Genomic DNA, 18,971 nt, shown 5'->3' with positions numbered 1-18,971 from the left:
TGTATTAGCCCGCATGTGATACCAGTCCGCATAGATAATTTATTAAGACGCTTCGTTTGATTGCTAATAAAAAGGGCTACCTTTCGGTAACCCTTCTAATTTGTATCGATAAATCCCGTTTTAGGGGCTGCACTTAAAGCGCTTTAATGGTCTCGAACTGCTCTTTAAGTTTGGCTAGGGCTTTTTCACCCTCTTCCAATTTACCGCGTTCTTTTTCAATTACCGCTTCTGGCGCATTACTTACGAACTTCTCATTACCCAATTTGCCACGAGTGCGAGAAACATCTTTCTCGATCTTCTCCATGGCTTTAGTGATACGAGCAAGCTCTGCGTCTTTATCGATAAGCCCTGCCATTGGGATAAGAATTTCCATCTCACCCACAAGCGCTGTTGCACTGGCTGGCGCTTCTTCACCGTCTTTCAATACAGTGACGGTTTCAAGCTTAGAGAGCTTATCAAGGAACGCTTTAGCGGCATCAAGACGGCGAGCGTCTTCGTCGCTTACGTTCTTAAGCAGTGCGTTAAGCGGTTTGTTTGGTGAGATATCCATTTCACCACGGATATTACGAATACCCACGATAAACTTCTTCACCCACTCGATATCAGCAAGCACTTTGTCGTCTTGCTTCGCTGCATCTACTTCAGGGAATGCCTGAACCATAATGCTTGCGCCCTCTTCCACCTTAAGCGCACTTAGTGGCACAACGCGCTGCCAAATAGTGTCGGTGATAAATGGCATAAGCGGGTGCAACAAGCGAAGCAGGCTTTCAAGCACGTTAATAAGCGTATGACGGGTACCGCGCTTTTCAGCTTCAGTGCTGGCGTCATTATTAAGCACTGGCTTAGTAAGTTCTAGATACCAGTCACAGAACTGGTTCCAGGTAAACTCGTATACGGTTTGCGCAGCAATATCGAAACGGTAGTCTTCAAGGGCCTTTTCAAACTCAACCAGGGTTTGTTGGAACTTCGCCCAAATCCAGCGATCGGCCATGCTAAGTACCATTTCGCCACCGTCACGACCTGTATCGTGCTCTTCTGTGTTCATCAATACGAAACGCGATGCGTTCCAAATTTTATTACAGAAGTTGCGGTAGCCTTCAACACGGGCCATATCAAAGTTGATATCGCGGCTGGTTGACGCCATGGCTGCAAACGTAAAGCGCAGTGCATCTGTACCGTATGCCTGAATACCCTCTGGGAATTGTTTACGGGTACGCTTAGCAATTTTCTCGGCCAACTGTGGCTGCATCATGCCAGCTGTACGTTTAGTAACTAACGACTCAATATCGATACCGTCAATCAAATCGATTGGGTCTAGCACGTTGCCCTTCGACTTTGACATTTTATCGCCGTTTTCATCACGGATAAGACCAGTGATGTAGATATCTTTAAACGGAATTTTGCCAGTGAACTTCTTGGTCATCATGATCATTCTGGCAACCCAGAAGAAGATGATGTCAAAGCCAGTTACAAGTACCGAAGACGGTACGAAGGTTTCAAGATCTGGCGTTTCTTCTGGCCAGCCCATGGTCGCGAACGGCCATAGTGCACTTGAGAACCAGGTATCTAATACATCGTCGTCTTGTGAAAGCGTTACATCACTGCCAAGACCATGCTTTTCACGCACTTCTTCTTCAGTGCGGCCAACAAAAACCTTGCCGTTTTCGTCGTACCACGCTGGAATGCGGTGTCCCCACCACAGCTGACGAGAAATACACCAGTCTTGAATGTTGTGCATCCACTGGTAATAGGTTTTGTTCCAGTTCTCTGGCACAAAACGAATCTCACCACTTTCCACAGCTTCAATAGCAGGCTTAGCAAGAGACTCAACCGCTACATACCATTGGTCAGTAAGGTATGGCTCAATAACCGCGTTGGTTCTATCGCCACGCGGAACTTTAAGCTTGTGCGGCTCAATTTTAACCAAAGAGCCTTGGGCTTCTAGGTCAGCAACAATTTGCTTACGCGCGTCGAAGCGATCCAAACCACGGTACGCTTCTGGCGCTTCATCGTTTATTTTCGCATCGTCGGTAAGAATGTTGATCATAGGTAGGTTGTGACGCTTACCCATGTCGTAGTCGTTGAAGTCGTGAGCAGGCGTAATTTTAACGCAGCCTGTACCAAACTCTTGATCGACATAGTCATCGGCAATAACTGGAATTAAACGACCAGTAATAGGCAGTTTAATTTCTTTGCCGATGAAGTTTTGATAACGCTCGTCATCTGGGTGAACCGCAACCGCTGTATCACCTAGCATGGTTTCAGGACGCGTTGTCGCAACCACTAGCTCACCGCTACCGTCAGCTAACGGGTAGCGCATGTGCCACATGTGGCCGTCTTCTTCTTCGTTTAGTACTTCAAGATCAGATACTGCAGTGTGAAGCACTGGATCCCAGTTAACCAAACGCTTACCGCGGTAAATAAGGCCTTCTTCGTGTAGTTTCACGAATACTTCAGTTACGGCTTTGGATAGGTCTTCATCCATGGTGAACACTTCACGAGACCAGTCAGGAGAAGTACCTAAACGGCGCATTTGACCGGTAATAGTACCGCCGCTGTGCTCTTTCCATTCCCACACTTTTTTGATGAAGTCTTCACGGCCTAAATCGTGGCGCGTCTTGCCTTCAGCGTTAAGCTTACGCTCTACCACCATTTGGGTAGCTATACCTGCGTGGTCGGTACCCACTTGCCAAAGGGTGTTGTCGCCCTTCATGCGGTGATAGCGAGTTAGGGCATCCATAATGGTTTGCTGGAAACCATGGCCCATATGAAGGCTACCGGTAACGTTCGGCGGCGGAAGCAGAATACAATATGGGTCGCCGCTGCCTGAAGCTTTAAATAAACCCGCCTCTTCCCATGACTTATAGCATTGCTGCTCGATGGACTGCGGTTCGAAGGTTTTATCCATTACACACTCTCAAATTGAAGCTAAACGCGAATGACTTATGCAGATTTAAACTGCATGTTGCATCCAGCTTGCTGATAGTTTTTGTATCTTACCCGCGCAGCCTGTTTGGCGTTCTCGTCCACGGGTACAAAATCGATGATTTGACGATGCTGATTGGGTGAAGGCACCATACCGGAACCCACGTTCACCACCATTTGTCGTCTGGCTACCTGCTCTGGCTGCCAACAAATTTCCACCGGCGTTCCCGATTGCGGCCCTTCACCATACAGGTTATGGGGAACAAAACGGTCTGCCGGCAGTTGCCATAACAATTCATCAACGTCTTCAGCTTGCGCCTGTGTATCACACAGCACGCTAATTTTTTGCTTATTAGCAAACGCTGAGGCAATGACTTCGCTGGCGCGGCCTGCCACACCATTGTCACTGCTGGTAAGTTGATAAAATATCACTTGTGGCATGAATGATTAGTCCTCTAACTTAATATCAGCGCGGTTCATTAAGAACTGAGACAGCATAGGCACTGGACGGCCTGTTGCGCCTTTGTTCTTACCACTGCGCCATGCCGTACCGGCAATATCAAGGTGAGCCCAGTTGTACTTCTTAGTGAAGCGCGACAAGAAACAACCCGCCGTGATAGACCCAGCTGGGCGTCCACCAAGGTTTGTCATATCTGCAAACGGGCTTTCAAGCTGCTCTTGGTAATCGTCCCATAGCGGTAAACGCCATGCGCGATCTGAACTTTGCTCTGATGCATTAAGTAGCTCGTGAGCTAGTGGGTTATGCGTGCTCATTACTGCAGTTGCATGGTGACCAAGCGCGATGATAGCTGCCCCCGTTAGGGTAGCAACATCAATCACTAACTCTGGCTCATAACGTTCAACGTAGGTTAGCGCGTCGCACAATACCAAACGGCCTTCTGCATCAGTATTTAGTACTTCAACGGTTTGGCCCGACATAGTCGTAAGAATGTCACCCGGACGGTAAGCTTTACCATCTGGCATGTTTTCACAGCCTGCCAATACGCCAATAACGTTAATTGGCAGATTCAGCGCCGCGATAGTGTGCATTGTACCTAGTACACCTGCTGCTCCACCCATGTCGTACTTCATTTCATCCATGGCTTCGCCAGGCTTTATTGAAATACCACCTGAATCGAAGGTAAGGCCTTTGCCTACAAGCACGATTGGCGCTTGATCAGATGGACCACCGCGGTGATGCATAATACTCATCATGCTTTCATTTGCAGAACCGCGACCAACGGCAAGGTAAGACTGCATACCCAGCTCTGCCATTTGTGTTTCATCTACCACTTCAGCGGTTACGCTGTCGTACTGGCTTGCTAATTCTTGTGCTTGCTGCCACAAATACGCTGGGTTACAGATGTTTGGCGGCATGTTAGCTACGTCTTTGGTTACTTTCGAACCACGGGCTACAGCTAAACCATGCTCAACTGCTCGCTCACCAACAGTAAGTTCGCGACGAGTAGGCACGTTGAATACAATTTTACGTAACGGGCGGCGAGGCTCACCTTTCTTAGTTTTAAGCTGCATGAAGGTGTAAAGTGTATCTTCAGTTGCTTCTACAGCCTGACGCACTTTCCAATAGGTATCGCGACCTTTAACGTGAAGCTCGGTTAAGAAACACACCGCTTCCATTGAGCCGGTTTCATTCAATGTTTGAATGGTTTTGGCGATTATATTTTTGTACTGGCGCTCGTCTAATTCGCGCTCTTTACCACAACCGACAAGAAGCACGCGCTCACTTAGTACATTTGGCACGTTGTGTAGCAACAACATTTGGCCCGCTTTACCTTCAAGGTCGCCACGGCGCAACAAGTTGCTGATATAACCTTCACTGATTTCGTCTAGTTGTTCAGCCACTGCCGTAAGGCGGCGCGGCTCGAAGACACCCACAACAATACATGCGCTGCGTTGTTTTTCAGGACTGCCACTTTTTACACTAAACTCCACGATATCACCTCGCTTTTCGTCGTTTATGGTTTGCACGATGACTAAAATCACGTAACGTTTCGCGCTGCTTTATGTTTTAATACGCAGCATAACTTTTTAGTTCGCTGCAATTCACGCTTACAGACCTATTGAATATAGGTTAAATTTGCGTCAAAACACCATGCAAACGGTTTATGATTGCAGGCAAAACTTGTAAAAACGGTAAGTTTAAACAAAATTGTGCTTTCTTTCACTAAAATTCCTAATTTTCCGGAAGGGCTGAGATGCTGATATTCCGCTATTTACTTAAGGAAACGCTGAAATCTCAGTTAGCGATTTTCTTTATCCTAATGGCAATTTTTGTCACCCTAAGGTTTGTGCGCGTTTTGGGCGACGCATCAGACGGTGATATCCCCGCTGGGCTAGTGCTTGGCTTCTTAGGTTTATACGCCCCTATTCTCTCATCTTTGGTGCTGCCTATCAGTGCTTATTTGGGCATCATGCTGGCACACGGCAGACTGTATGTAGACAGCGAAATGACCGTAATGCGGGCTTGTGGGATCAGTGAATGGTACGTCACACGGGTAATGCTGTTTTTATCCGTAATCATTATGATAGTTACAGGCGCAATTACCCTTTATTTCGCGCCACTGGCCGCTGAAAACGAATACCAACTACGAGAAAAAGCCCGTAACGAAGCTGGGCTTTCTGCCCTTATGCCAGGTAGATTCCAGCAAACGGGTAACGAAAAAGCGGTAATATTTGTGCACGATGTAGACAGCAACGATAAGCTGCAACGTGTGTTTTTATCCCAGAATCAAACGGACGACAGCGAAGGCGATGTTCGCGTTGTATATGCACAAACTGGTGAAGTGGCAAACAACCCCGACGGAACCCGAAACCTTGTATTAAAAGAAGGTGTGCAGTACGAAGGCAAACAATCTGAAAAGGCTTATCGCAAAGTAGAGTTTGACGAATACCAAATTCAGATTGCCGATAAACCGGCGGATGAAACCCGACGCAAGGTGAGCGTATTGCCCACCAGCGAGCTTTGGGAAGACGACAGTATTGAGGCCAGAGCCGAACTTCAGTGGCGTATTGCCATACCGCTATCGATACCCTTTTTAGTGCTGATTGCGGTTCCGCTGAGCGCCGTAGATCCACGTCAGGGTCGCTTTGGTAAAATGTTTCCGGCCATTCTGCTTTACCTAGGCTACTTCTTGCTGCTGCTTGCAAGTAGACGCGTACTAGAAGATGGAAAAATGCCGCCACAATTAGGCTTATGGTGGGTACATACCATCATGCTGATCATTGGTGTCATGTTAATCGTGCGGGACAGAAAGACCGGCACTGAGCTTCGTGCTTGGATATTGGGGAAAAAGTAGATGTTTAAAATCCTCGATTTATATATTGCCCGTACGCTGTTAGGTACTATCACCGTTACGCTTAGCGTACTTATTGGCTTAAGCGCACTTATAAAGTTTGTAGAACAGCTGCGTAAAATTGGCGAAGGTGACTATGACATGCTTGTCGCCTTTATCTACGTTTTACTGAGCTTACCTCGTGACTTAGAGCAGTTCTTCCCTATGGCCACATTACTTGGCGGCCTTATTGGTATGGGCGTACTGGCCAGTAACAGCGAACTGGTAGTAATGCAGGCCGCGGGTATGAGCCGTTGGAACATTATCAACTCGGCCATGAAATCCACCCTTGTCATGATTTTATTGGTGATGGCCGTTGGTGAATGGGTTACTCCATACAGCGAAACCAAGGCCAAACAGATAAGAACCGAAGCCATTTCAGGCGGTAGTTTATTTTCTTCCGATAAGTTGGTGTGGGCAAAAGATGGCGACCGATTTGTAAGCATCGGTCAGGTGCTTAGCCAAGATTCACTTAAAGACGTAAGCATTTTTAGCTTTAACCCAGACTTATCTCTTGAAAGTATTACCTACGCGAAAAACAGTGCTTTCGATGGCGATGGCTGGTGGTTAAGCGACGTTGAAGTAACCGAGTTTTCAGAGACCAAGGTGTCGGTAGAAGAAAACGAACGTATGCGATGGAACTCAACGCTAACCCCCGATAAGTTAGGCATTGTTGCAGTTAAGCCGGAGGCTTTATCCATCACTGGTTTGCTAGATTACGTAAATTATTTAGAAAACAACGACCAAGACCCCGCGCGCTATGAACTAGCGCTGTGGCGAAAAATCTTTCAGCCTATCTCGGTAGGTGTGATGCTATTAATGGCTCTGTCTTTCATCTTCGGCCCGCTACGTAGCGTTACTATGGGCGCAAGAGTGATTATGGGCGTACTCACAGGCTTTGGTTTCTTTATACTTAATGAAGTGTTTGGGCCAGTCAGTTTGGTATATCAGCTGCCGCCGTTTTTGGGCGCCTTACTGCCTAGTCTGCTGTTTGCTGCTATCGCAGGTGTAATGCTTAAGCGATAAATAAGCTATCAGCGTTCGAATAGTTTCACGGTCAAGTTATATAAAAAAGAGGCATTTTGCAGCCTCTTTTTTTTATACTTTTTTAGCGCCCTGCAAGGCCTAGAATGCGTCATCACCAACTTTTGTGGTCGTTCGCTTCTTTGGTCAGCTTCAACACTTCTGTTTGTGCTAAGCGGTCCTGTAGTGATTGCTTATTTTTAAAATCAAACAAAACAAGCAAGGTCCCTAAACCGCCTAATGATGCGACAAGGCGAATTAATAAGCGCGGCCATGTCATAGGCTCTTCAACTGTGCTGTAAATTCGTAACCGCCAAGCGCGCATACCAAGCGTTTGCCCGCCCCTGCGCCAAAACCACAAGAAGAACCCCGCTATCCACAAGCCTACCCAAGTTTGAATAAGCAGTTTATAGCCAGGGGAAGCTTGAATTAAATCTGCGGGTTCCGCATAACCTTGCAAATCAAGGGCACCATTTTTCAACATAACCACCAAGGTTACTATCATCACCATAGCTGCGCACATGCCGACGGCAGTAGCCACGAGCGTATCGTAAATCATTGCCAATAAACGTCTAACGAATCCTGCTCGCTGAAGCGCCGAGCTATCAGATTCTGTGTTATTTGTGCTTAACTCATCCTTACTATTTTGGCGGTTAGGTGATGAGGGCTTCTTCTTAGCTTTTTTATCGTGACGCGCCACAGGTTTCTCTTTGCTTCAATAAATAACGATGCGTATTTTGACACAAGCCGCAGGTAGCTTAAACAACATAAATGACACTTACTGTCTTTTAATTAAGTGGTAACAGCCCGATTTGCCTTCAAGAAAATTTCCTGGCTTTTGCATCTAACCGTCATAGTTAAGCGTTATTACAATTACAAACGGATGATGGAAGTAATTTACGGTGACAAAAATAACCTTAGCAAAAACACTTATAGCAAGTTCAATCGCGTTTAGCATTTCACCTGCGTTAGCATTAGACGACCCTGAGGGTGATATTGAGCACATTCGAGTACGTGGCGATTCATCGGTAAAAGACGGAGAGTTTATCTCTGCTTCGCAGGGCTGGGTGTCTGGTGACACATTGATTGAGCGCCCTATGCTTCGCGCAGGTGAAATACTTGAATTTATTCCGGGTATGATGGTGACCCAGCATAGCGGCTCGGGTAAAGCTAATCAGTACTTCCTGCGTGGGTTTAACCTTGACCATGGTACTGACTTCACGGTCAGCGTAGATGGCATGCCAGTAAACATGCGAAGCCATGGGCACGGCCAAGGCTACAGTGACCTTAACTTCATTATTCCTGAATTTGTCGACAACCTTAGCTATTTTAAAGGCACCTATTACGCCAACATTGGCGATTTTTCGAGTGCTGGTGGTGCGTTCTTCAACTTGCGCGACTCTCTTGAACAGAACCAATTGTTCCTAGGCCTAGGTGAATATGGATTCAAACGCGCTGTTGCATTAAACCATTTTGAGGCTGGAGAGAGCCGAGTCGTTACCGCATTAGAATATCAAACCTATGATGGCCCGTGGACTGACGTAGACGAAGACGTTAAAAAGAAAAACGCTCACATCCGTTATATTACGCCCTTACTAGACGGCCAACTCACTGTAACAGGGATGGCTTACGACAATAGCTGGAATGGCGCCGACCAGGTTCCCGAGCGCGCTATTCAAAGCGGCTTAATAGACCGACTTGGCTCTATCGATACCCAAGTTGGCGGCGAATCTTCTCGCTATAGTTTATCTGCAAACTACACTAGCGATACATGGAACGCTTCGTTTTATGCCATAGACACTGAACTAAGTTTATTTTCAAATTTTACCTATTTCCTTGATAAGCCTGAGCGAGGCGATCAGTTTGAACAAGCAGACGACAGACAAATATACGGTGGCGAAATATTCACTACCCTGCCCTTAGCCATTACCGATGGTAGTAGCATTACCTTTGGCGGCCAGTGGCGTTTTGATGATATCGATAATGTAGGCTTATATCGCACCCAAAACTTAACCCGTTTTGGCACCGTCCGAGAAGACGAAATAGACAGCAATAGCTATGCACTTTTTGCTCAGTCAAATATTGTATTAAGTGATGCACTTAGTCTGTCATTGGGTGGTAGATACGATTACTTAGATGTTGATGTAACGAGTAACCTTGATGCTAATTCAGGTAATGAGAGCGATGGCTTATTTACATTAAAGGCAGGCTTAAAATATAGCGTTTCTGACGAACTTACCGCGTTTGCCAATATTGGTCAGGGCTTTCACTCTAACGACGCTCGAGGAGCAACTATTACCATAGACCCAGTAAGCGGTGACGCCACCGAAGCTGCTCCCTTGTTAGTAAAAAGTCTTGGCTATGAAGCGGGCGTTAATTATACCGATAATAAAACGTACAACCTATCTGCTGCGCTATGGCGCCTAGAGCTAGATAGCGAACTGGTATACGTGGGCGACGCCGGTTTTACAGAGGCCAGCCGCCCCTCTGAAAGGCACGGTATCGAAGTAAGTGCCTACTACTGGATCAGCCATCACCTAACCACAGACATTGAAACTGCTTGGACGAAAGCAAGGTTTAGTGACAGCGTGGAAGGCGAAGGCCGCCACATAGACGGAACAGTACCGGGAGTAGTCAGCGCAGGTCTAACCTATTACCAACAAAGTAATCAGTTAGGTTTTAGCTATACCTTACGTGGCCGCTATTTGAGTTCTCGTACCGTTGAAAGCTTCGATGAAATTTCACCACCTTCAACATTTTTGTTGAATGCGCAAATTGCCTATCGCCAGCCCTCATGGGACGTAACATTAGAAGTGCTCAACGTTCTGGATAGCGACGATCACGATATTGACTACTTCTATGCATCGCGTCTACCGGGTGAACCCGATGATGGTGTTGAGGACTTACATTACCACCCTGTTGAACCAAGAAACGTGCGCCTTACTGTTTCAGTGAAATACTAGGGTACCTCGTTCTTGTTTAATGACTGTTAAGAAAGCTTCGGTCTCAATTGAGCGACCATTCAGGCAGTTGTACATAAAGCATGCTACTTTAAAAGTAGCCACCTAATATTTAAAAGCAGCACATAAACGGCCGCGCCATAATGATAATAATAGGAGCACCTATGGAACATGAAACCCTGTTTCCACTGCTGTGTAAAACAGCAGAGGGAAACAAAGAAGCTTTCGCAAAGCTTTATGAACTAACAAGTGGTCAGCTTTACGCTGTTGCTTTAAAGCTTTTGAAAAGGCCAGAGTTAGCCGATGAAGCCACCCAAGATGCCTACATAAAAATTTGGCATAACGCCGGCAATTATCAACGAGGAAAAGGCACCGTCCTCACTTGGATGGTCAGTATTGCTCGCTATCGCGCACTCGATTTAATTCGCTATCACAACGTACGAAATGAAGTTGAGCTAAACGATGACGCGCCAGCGGGAGAAGAAAGCACTCAAACAATAAAACTAGGTGCGGAACAAGCGAAATTGGCTGCGTGTTTAGATGAATTAGACGGCCCGCAGCGTCAGGCTATTCATCTTGCCTATGTCAACGGTATGTCGCATCAAGAGGTTGTTACTCATTTGGCATCACCACTTGGAACCATAAAAAGCTGGATAAGACGGGGCTTGCAAAGTTTGCAGAGGTGCCTATCACTATGAACTATTTAAAAGAAGAGAGATTAAACGCACTTGCCGCAGAGTATGTGGTTGGAACGCTTCGCGGTAAAGCGCGAACCCGCTATCAAAAGTTAATGATGCAGTACCAAGCTGTGAGTGACGCAACCGCTCAGTGGGAGCAATACCTAACGGGGTTTGCAGAAACCTTGCCTCCAGTCGCACCGCCCGAAGGCGTATGGGAAAATATTCAAGTAAAACTAGGTCACAAGGCGGCCGATGATACTGCATTCGCAAATAATGTTACCGATACTACCCCAGCTAGCGGAAATGTCGTCGATTTTGAACAAGAGAAGCAGAAGCGCTGGAAAAGCTTATCGTTCATATCTACGGCTGCTGCAATGGTGTTAGCCGTATTACTTTTTGTTATGCAACCCGTGCCGGCACCAGACGTGTCGCGTATTGCCGTCGTCAACAATGCGGACAACGCGCCCTTGTGGGTAATAGAGGTGTCTGACACAACCATGAATGTTAAGGTCACCGATGCTTTCGTGGCTTTAGCAGGCAAAGACTATGAGCTTTGGATGGTGCCCGCTAACGGTGAAGCACCAATATCACTTGGCTTAATGCCAGAAGCGAATGGAGATACAAGGGCAACACCGGATATATTGCTTGACCAAAGTATCATGGCATTGGCAGTGAGTTTGGAAGCGCCTGGTGGCTCGGTAACGGGGGCACCGACCGAGGTACTTTATATAGCCCCAATTGTGTCTGTGTAAATTTACACATCTAATCTCTTGTAATAAGGCCACCATTCGTGGCCTTTTGTTTATCTCTTGGTGCTCTCTCATTTCTATCATAGTTTTATCTGTAATCTCTAATTACTCTTCCGTTCCTTTAACTGCTACCGCTTTTTCGTATTCCTTTTTCGCCCCGCCGACTTTTAACACTTAACAAAAACTTTATTTTAGTTTTTTAAACATTTTTGCATCCAAGGTGAAAGCTCAGTCGTTTGGTCTTTTGAACTCATAAAAACAGAGAGACCCAACATGATCCAATTCAAACGCAAAACTTGGTCACTGGCAATTGCCGTGACATGTGCAGCCGTAACCGCAGGCGCAATAGCATCAAGCCACAGAGAAGCACCGAATATTACTCGTCACCCAGCTTTAGATAGCACCGATTTTTACGCTTTTAACAGTTATGAAGAAGGTCGTGAAGACTATGTGACTTTCATCGCAAACTACATTCCACTGCAAGATGCGTACGGTGGTCCTAATTATTTTGCGATGGATCCGAACGCGCACTACGCCATTCATATCGACAGCGACGGCGACGCGGTTGAAGACTTAAGCTTTGTTTTCCAATTCAACAATATGCTTGCTGCCGAGAACGAAGGCATTGCCCTGCCAATTGGGCCTGAAGGCGAACAGAAAATGGTGAAAGTACCGCTTAAAAATGTAGGTGGTATAAGCGCCGATGATTCAAGCGCAGCGAATTTCTCTGAGATGTATAGCCTAACTATGGTTAGCGGCGACATGCAAACGGGCACGCGCACTACGCTTACCCCGGCAATGGGCGATATGTTTAAAAAGCCCCTTGATTACATTGGTAATAAAACTTTTACCAGTGAAACAGAATACGCTCGCTATGCTGAAAGCTTCATTTACTCATTCAGTATCCCTGGGTGCGATGACATGGCCAAAGTGTTTGTTGGCCAGCGTAAAGACCCCTTCGTGGTTAACCTTGGCAAAACCTTCGATCTTGTAAACTATGTACCTGTTGAAGGCGACAGCGCACCGGGTGCAGGGGACGGCGAGGGCTTCCCTGGCGGCATTACGCAAAGCGCAATGAATGATGACTTAGTAGACAAAAACGTAACAGCCCTATCTATTGAAGTACCAAAAACGTGCGTTACCGGTGAAGGCAATGGCGTAATTGGTAGCTGGACCACGGCAAGTTTACCTCAGGCTCGCATTCTAAACCCGGATGCCACTTTCGAGAAGCCAGAAACCAATGGCGGCGCTATGACGCAAGTTTCTCGCTTAGGTAGCCCGCTAGTTAACGAGCTTGTTATTGGTATTGGCGATAAAGACAAATTCTCTAGCTCTCATCCAAGCGCTGACGGCCAATTTGCAGATTATGTCACCCACCCTTCTTTGCCAGAGCTACTAAACATTCTGTTTAAAGATGCAGTGAATACTACACTGGGTACGGATATTGATACCCTTGCGCCGACTAACTTCCCGCGTATGGACTTAGTAACAGCCTTCCTTACTGGCTTCCCAGGCGTTAACCAGCAAGCCACTGTAACTGCATCAGAAATGCTGCGTCTAAACACGGGTATTCCAGCGACACCTGCCGAATCACAGTCTGCATTTGGTGTAGCAGGTGATGACCTAGCGGGCTTCCCAAATGGCCGCCGCCCTGGTGATGACGTAGTTGATATAGCCCTTCGCGTAGTTATGGGCCGTTTGTGCTATCCCATCCCGGTAGCAGGTGAAGATACAGACCTTGGCCTTTGTACACCAGAGGACGCCAGCGTGGGTAATGTACCTTTCACTGATGGTGCGCCTGTAGATGCAAGCATGATTGATACGTCATTTCCATACCTAAAAACCCCACTTGCTGGCTCTGAATAAGGAGATCCATCATGTCTATGAAGATTAGGTTATCAAATGAGCGCAGTGATACCACTGCGCCTAAAAAGCAAACGTCAGTGAAACGTCAACAGCACCGTATGTGGATTGCTTCAGGATTGGTGTTAGCACTCTCAGGTTGTTTCGATAGCGACGACGATAACGACTATCAAGCTCCTGAAGAAAATGCAGCGCCAGTAGCCGTTGACCAAATGCTAACAACCCAAGCAGATATTGCATTTGATGGAACGTTAACAGCAACCGATGAAGATGGCGACACACTGACTTTTGGCCTTGGTGAGAACGGTAGTCTCGGTAATGCTGAAGTTAATGCAGATGGCAGCTTTACTTACACACCTAACGCTCAGGTAACAGGAAGCGATAGCTTTACCTTTACCGTATCTGATGGTGTGAATTCAGAAGTCACGGCCTCTGTTAGCGTAACCATAGAAGCTCAGCAGGTATCATTCTCTAGCTATACCCGCGACGCCTTCAATCAAGCAGCAACGGATGAACCATTACCAATAAATGGGCGCGAGTTCACCCAAGATGCTGACGACTCTACATTTGATGACTTATTGATAGACCAATAACACGCATCAAATAACAGGAGTTTGTTAGCACATAACCAGTGTCAACCGTAAAGCCAAGGACGGCTTTTTTAAGCAAGTATGAATGACGCTGAAGAATTGCCGGCTTTAATAGACACCGCTATAGCAATAAAACACACAGCCTAACGTTGGTAGAAATACGTTATTGCTAATGTGATAAATAGATTCGCCCCTTCTTTTGGACAATCTTTCGGCACTTAACCATAAAAAGCACAAAAAATTGTTGTATAGGCGCGATGCATCGCTATAATGCCAAGCATCAACACCACGTTGATATCTATACACAATGCCAGTGTGATGGAATTGGTAGACATGGCGGATTCAAAATCCGCTGCTAGCGATAGCGTGGCGGTTCAAGTCCGCCCACTGGTACCATCTTCTTCGTTACAGAAGTAGATACTGAAACCGACCTTTGAGTCGGTTTTTTTGTGTCTGGAAGAAAGTGTTTTCTATAAGTATTGCGCTACCAAACATCGATCTAGCGTAAAGCCTTAAATATAAGCCTCCTGCACAACTTTTTTCTTTAATGAATAACTCTTCGTAACTTGCGTCATCAACTCCGTTACGTCAGATCAATTTTTTGATTATCTAACTATTTGTTCACAATAAAATTAATAGAAAAATCAGCATGGTCACCAAAACACCACTAGTTGAAAACAGTTATAAGGTTACTAAAATAAACCACCCAAACCAATGAGCTTTATTTAAACCTTTTGGAGTTTTGAGATGACTACGACAAAAACCGGCAATGTACTAATTATTAATGCACACCAGTATTACCCTTTCTCAGAAGGCAAGCTAAACGCATCTTTCGTCGATAAAGCAGTAACGCTGCTTGAAGCTAAAGGCTACAACACTCGGGTAGTGACAATGGCCGAAGAACACAACGTTGAAGAACAGTTGGCCCATCATCAGTGGGCTGACATCGTATTTCTACAGGCACCAATTAACTGGATGGGTGTGCCATGGTCATTCAAGAAGTATATGGATGAAATCTACACTGCAGGTATGGGTGGCGCCTTATGTGCCGGCGACGGTCGCGTTGAAGAAGCGCCGAAGAAAAACTACGGCACAGGCGGTACCCTTACCGACGTTAAATATATGATGTCTTTAACCTTCAATGCTCCAGAAGAGTCATTTAACGACAGCGAAGAGTTTTTCGAAGGTAAATCTGTAGACGATTTACTGTTTCCAATGCATATGAACTTCAAGTTCTTTGGCATGAAGCCAATGGAAACTTTCGCTAGCTTTGACGTAATGAAAAACGCCGATGTAGAAAACGATTTCAAACGTTTTGAAGCCCACATCAACAAGCATTTTTAAGGATTTATCATGAGTACTGAATACACCAATAAGTTACATGCAGGTTCTGCTTTTCCAGATATTTCAGCAAAGCTGTTAAATGGCGACACTGTAAAGCTAGCGACACCTGAGAACGGTCTTGATTGGAAAATGGTAGTGGTTTACCGAGGGCAACATTGCCCACTTTGCACTCGATACCTCAATCAACTTGAGAGTGTTAGGGGTTATCTTGCCGAAACTGGCGTAGACCTTATTGCAGTATCTGGCGACAGTAAAGCGCAGCTTGAAAGTCACCTTCCTAGGTTGGACATTAACTTTCCAATTGCGTACGGCTTAACGGTGGAGCAGATGGAAGAATTAGGCGTATATATCTCTGATCCAAGATCTCCTCAAGAAACTGATCACCCGTTTTCTGAGCCAGCGCTGTTTGTTGTTAACAATGAAGGTAATGTGCACGTCGCTGATATTTCTAACAACCCATTTGTTAGACCTGAGTTAGAGACATTAGTAAGTGGTTTGGGCTGGATTCGTAATCCTGATAACAACTACCCTATTCGCGGTATGCACAAATAGGAGCTTCTATGAAAAAAGTGGCTAATTTCGTAGCAGCCCTTTTGGCAACGGGTGCTATGTTATCTGGGTGTGCTATGGCGAACCATGACAATACAGGACACGCCCATATTGTATCGCCAAAGCACTACACTCTTCTTTTAGAAAACGAAAACGTGCTCGTTTTAAAGATGACGCTTCAGCCTGGCGAGGAAGACACTTGGCACAAACACAATGCTGAAACCGTCTATTTTGAAGATGGCGGAAAAGCTATCATCAAAACAGCTGACAAAGCAATGACCTTGGAAATCCCTGATGGTTATGTCATGTGGCATGACGAATGGGAGCATCAAGTTAAAAACATCGGCGACTCCACAATTACTGCAATAATTGTGGAAGCCAAATAACCAAGCCTTCGATTATGGTAAGTGATAGGAACGCGTTTAAAGTTAGTGTCAGGGTTACTTGGCACTAACTTCATTATCTTGGCGCATACGCTCACTTATATTTGCCCTCTCCCACCAGCAGACCAATTTAGAAACAATCTTTATTTGATTTTTATAGCGTAAAGATTATATTAACGCTCGTCGAAAATTCGACATTCAAAATCAGAAAGGGAAATATAATGAAAAAAATAATTGGACTAGCTGCTGCAAGCCTTATTCTTACCTCAGGTTGTGCCACCATTCTTACCGAAGAAACACACAAAATAAACGTTACAACAACTAGCGGTGAAACGACTACAGTGACTGTTGACGGCATGTCTCAAACAGTGCCTGGTGTAGTTACTGTTAAGAAAGAGAACAAAGATAAAGTGCTAGTTGCTGACGATGCAAAATGTACCGACGTTAACCTGAACAAAGAAGTTGAATCTGCGTTTTTCATCAACATCATTAGTGGCGGTGTATTCGGTTCGTCTACCGATTACGGCTCAGACAAAATGTGGAAATACCAAGATTCAGTAAGCGTACCTTGTAAATAAGATATGTTTACACGAATTCTAAAAGGAAGCATTCTTGCTTCCTTTTTTTTGATTTTCGCAGCTAATTCTACGGCCAGTGACGTTACTCAAACTAGCTATTCAAAAGTTAATAGCGCAACGTTACAGCAAATAGCTAACGACCCTTTGTGGCACCTATTGTTACAACTTAAAAATGGGAAGCCAATTACTAACGACACCTCTATTTATATATCAAAGTCGTTTCTCAGTCCGTTGGCCGAAGCGCAAGCTACCATAGACCTTTTTCAGCGTAATACCCAAAACATTTGCAACTACCCGGCCCGTTTACGGCTGCTCAAGCGCTACTTTCCCGAATTTGAATCTATTTCCCCTGCCGAGCACTGCACAGAATATCGCAAATTTGTAGAAAGTGTTCCGGCCGATAGTATCAAGCTAATTTACGCCTCAGAAAACGTTACATCTGCGAGCTCTATGATGGGGCATATTATGCTTCGTCTAGATGGTACTAACGATAAAGGCATTCCCGTTAAGCACGGTATTACGTTTTTCACAGAACTAGACTCTTTAAACGTTCCTCACATCATGTACGAAACATTGATGACAGGAAAAGAAGGCGTATTTAAGGTTGCTCCTTACCAAGAATTTGAGCAGTTTTATCTCTATGAAGAGCAAAGAAACATTTGGCGATACACGCTAGATTTCAACGAGCAACAACGTCACTTCGTACAAGACTACATATGGGAGTTGGGACAGCAGAGCCCCGCTTATTTTTTTCATATTTTCAACTGCGCCACCGTAACTCAGTTATTGGTAAATATTGCTCGCCCTGCTCATCTAAATCGGGTTGCGAGCTGGCTAACGCCTCTTGATGTCGTTAAGTTTGCTCAAGCAAACTCTCTCGTTTCATCGACCCAATTTGTACCTTCTAATAAGTGGGAAATAACGACGTTAGAAGAAAGTATCGGCAGTAAACGCGCGTCTGCCATATCATCGCATTTAGCCCATGCTCAGCTCGATTCATTATCACTTTCGTTTGTTGAAACCAAATACGCATTGGCGCTTAATCAATACTTTAGGTCAGCTCAAACAATTTCAGAACAACAATATCAAAAGAACTCCGCTGAAATTGCAGCGTTTGATGCTAAATATAAGCACCTTTCTTTAGACGTATCTGAATTCCCTGTTCCTTCCACTCGCCAGCAGGAAGGTTATGTTGCTGCCGGTTTCACTCATCAAGACAGCCGTTCGTTCATGGCGTTTCGTGCCTTTCCTGTTGCAAGAAGGCTCGCCGATGACAACAGGAGCATGATTGGTGAAACCGAGCTTATCTTGGCCGACGTTGAGCTCAGAGTCGGTTTAGAGCAAAGCAACTTAGGTGATATCTATGTGGATAAAGCCATGCTTTACCAAATGGTGTCGCGAGTACCTGTTACACAAAATATAAGCAACTGGTCATCATCATTTAACATTGGAATAAATCGGGTGCTAACTGGCGAGCGAAAACGCAAACTCATTGTGCAATCGGAGTTTGGTTTAGGCTTTACACGTGAAGTAATGCAGGGGTTAGGGGTGTATAGCGACATCATTGTGGGTGCAGGCGCTAACAAGGAAGATGCATTTGTGTACGCCAAACCCGTTGTTGGGCTATATGCATATACAAAACTGAATAGTAAGTTGGCGGTTAACTTAAGTAGGACCTACAACCAATATGGAAGTGATGAGCCAATCGATGCTGTATCGTTGAGCTTGCACCAATATGGTTTCGAAAACATCGCGTTAGACTTTGAAGTGAATATACAGAAAGTTGCCGATGAATATGAATCTAGCGCATCTTTTATGTTGGGGTATCGGTTTTAACATTTTTTGGGGCTTTCAAAACGCAACATCTAAAGAGGGTTCTAAAAATGAAAAGTGTCAGTGGGGTGTAAAACTAAATTAAGACAACTTAAATGACAGCATCGAATTCACGTATTGGTATCTTTTGGGTTTACCATG

The 18,971-nt window shown here is 45.4% G+C and carries 16 protein-coding genes and 1 tRNA gene; 13 read left to right on the top strand and 4 right to left on the bottom strand.

Annotated elements, in window-relative coordinates; all coding sequences use genetic code 11:
* Nucleotides 1–133 precede the first annotated feature (133 nt).
* The 3 genes from IW644_RS05085 to pepA are packed head-to-tail and all read right to left on the bottom strand — an operon-like array spanning nt 134 to nt 4,878.
* Complete coding sequence (locus tag IW644_RS05085) at nt 134–2,908, bottom strand: valine--tRNA ligase (RefSeq protein WP_269916689.1); 2,775 nt, start codon at nt 2,906–2,908, stop codon at nt 134–136.
* 35 nt (nt 2,909–2,943) lie between these two features.
* Nucleotides 2,944–3,366, bottom strand: coding sequence for a DNA polymerase III subunit chi (locus IW644_RS05080; RefSeq protein ID WP_269916688.1), 423 nt, complete (start codon nt 3,364–3,366; stop codon nt 2,944–2,946).
* A gap of 6 nt (nt 3,367–3,372) precedes the next feature.
* Nucleotides 3,373–4,878 (bottom strand): leucyl aminopeptidase, encoded by a 1,506-nt coding sequence (pepA, locus tag IW644_RS05075; RefSeq protein ID WP_269916948.1) that lies wholly within the window; start codon nt 4,876–4,878, stop codon nt 3,373–3,375.
* Between the two features lie 263 nt (nt 4,879–5,141).
* Between pepA and lptF the strand changes: the two genes are divergently transcribed.
* Together lptF and lptG are read left to right on the top strand one after the other, a co-directional pair.
* Nucleotides 5,142–6,242, top strand: coding sequence for an LPS export ABC transporter permease LptF (gene lptF, locus IW644_RS05070; RefSeq protein WP_269916687.1), 1,101 nt, complete (start codon nt 5,142–5,144; stop codon nt 6,240–6,242).
* A complete protein-coding gene (gene lptG / locus IW644_RS05065; RefSeq protein ID WP_269916686.1) occupies nt 6,243–7,304 on the top strand; it encodes an LPS export ABC transporter permease LptG in 1,062 nt (353 codons plus the stop codon).
* A gap of 112 nt (nt 7,305–7,416) precedes the next feature.
* Here the strand turns inward: lptG and IW644_RS05060 are convergent, their stop codons facing one another.
* Nucleotides 7,417–8,001 carry an RDD family protein gene (locus IW644_RS05060; RefSeq protein ID WP_269916685.1) on the bottom strand — a complete coding sequence of 195 codons (585 nt, stop codon included), beginning with the start codon at nt 7,999–8,001 and terminating at the stop codon, nt 7,417–7,419.
* Between the two features lie 202 nt (nt 8,002–8,203).
* Here IW644_RS05060 and IW644_RS05055 point away from each other — a divergent pair, with 202 nt between their 5' ends.
* The 11 genes from IW644_RS05055 to IW644_RS05005 all read left to right on the top strand — a co-directional run bounded on the left by IW644_RS05055 (nt 8,204) and on the right by IW644_RS05005 (nt 18,833).
* Nucleotides 8,204–10,264, top strand: a complete 2,061-nt coding sequence (locus IW644_RS05055; protein WP_269916684.1) for a TonB-dependent receptor — start codon at nt 8,204–8,206, stop codon at nt 10,262–10,264.
* Nucleotides 10,265–10,425: 161 nt separating this feature from the next.
* Nucleotides 10,426–10,959, top strand: coding sequence for a sigma-70 family RNA polymerase sigma factor (locus tag IW644_RS05050; protein WP_269916683.1), 534 nt, complete (start codon nt 10,426–10,428; stop codon nt 10,957–10,959).
* Nucleotides 10,956–11,693 (top strand): anti-sigma factor, encoded by a 738-nt coding sequence (locus tag IW644_RS05045; protein ID WP_269916682.1) that lies wholly within the window; start codon nt 10,956–10,958, stop codon nt 11,691–11,693. Before IW644_RS05050 ends, IW644_RS05045 begins: the two co-directional genes overlap by 4 nt.
* A 270-nt stretch (nt 11,694–11,963) precedes the next feature.
* A complete protein-coding gene (locus IW644_RS05040; RefSeq protein ID WP_269916681.1) occupies nt 11,964–13,556 on the top strand; it encodes a DUF4331 domain-containing protein in 1,593 nt (530 codons plus the stop codon).
* 11 nt (nt 13,557–13,567) lie between these two features.
* Nucleotides 13,568–14,146 (top strand): Ig-like domain-containing protein, encoded by a 579-nt coding sequence (locus IW644_RS05035; protein WP_269916680.1) that lies wholly within the window; start codon nt 13,568–13,570, stop codon nt 14,144–14,146.
* A gap of 306 nt (nt 14,147–14,452) precedes the next feature.
* A tRNA-Leu gene (locus IW644_RS05030) sits at nt 14,453–14,539 on the top strand.
* A 351-nt stretch (nt 14,540–14,890) separates the two neighbouring features.
* Nucleotides 14,891–15,487, top strand: a complete 597-nt coding sequence (locus tag IW644_RS05025; protein ID WP_269916679.1) for an NAD(P)H-dependent oxidoreductase — start codon at nt 14,891–14,893, stop codon at nt 15,485–15,487.
* Nucleotides 15,488–15,496: 9 nt separating this feature from the next.
* Nucleotides 15,497–16,039, top strand: coding sequence for a redoxin domain-containing protein (locus tag IW644_RS05020; protein WP_269916678.1), 543 nt, complete (start codon nt 15,497–15,499; stop codon nt 16,037–16,039).
* Nucleotides 16,040–16,047: 8 nt separating this feature from the next.
* Nucleotides 16,048–16,422 (top strand): hypothetical protein, encoded by a 375-nt coding sequence (locus IW644_RS05015; protein ID WP_269916677.1) that lies wholly within the window; start codon nt 16,048–16,050, stop codon nt 16,420–16,422.
* Nucleotides 16,423–16,640: 218 nt separating this feature from the next.
* A complete protein-coding gene (locus IW644_RS05010; RefSeq protein ID WP_039223413.1) occupies nt 16,641–16,997 on the top strand; it encodes a hypothetical protein in 357 nt (118 codons plus the stop codon).
* Nucleotides 16,998–17,000: 3 nt separating this feature from the next.
* Nucleotides 17,001–18,833, top strand: coding sequence for a lipoprotein N-acyltransferase Lnb domain-containing protein (locus tag IW644_RS05005; RefSeq protein WP_269916676.1), 1,833 nt, complete (start codon nt 17,001–17,003; stop codon nt 18,831–18,833).
* Nucleotides 18,834–18,971: the final 138 nt, after the last annotated feature.

This window comes from Alteromonas sp. PRIM-21 (assembly GCF_027563165.1).
GTDB classification, from domain to species: domain Bacteria; phylum Pseudomonadota; class Gammaproteobacteria; order Enterobacterales; family Alteromonadaceae; genus Alteromonas; species Alteromonas macleodii_A.
Note: the sequence above shows the minus strand (reverse complement) of the source record. Positions and strands in the feature narration are given on the sequence as shown.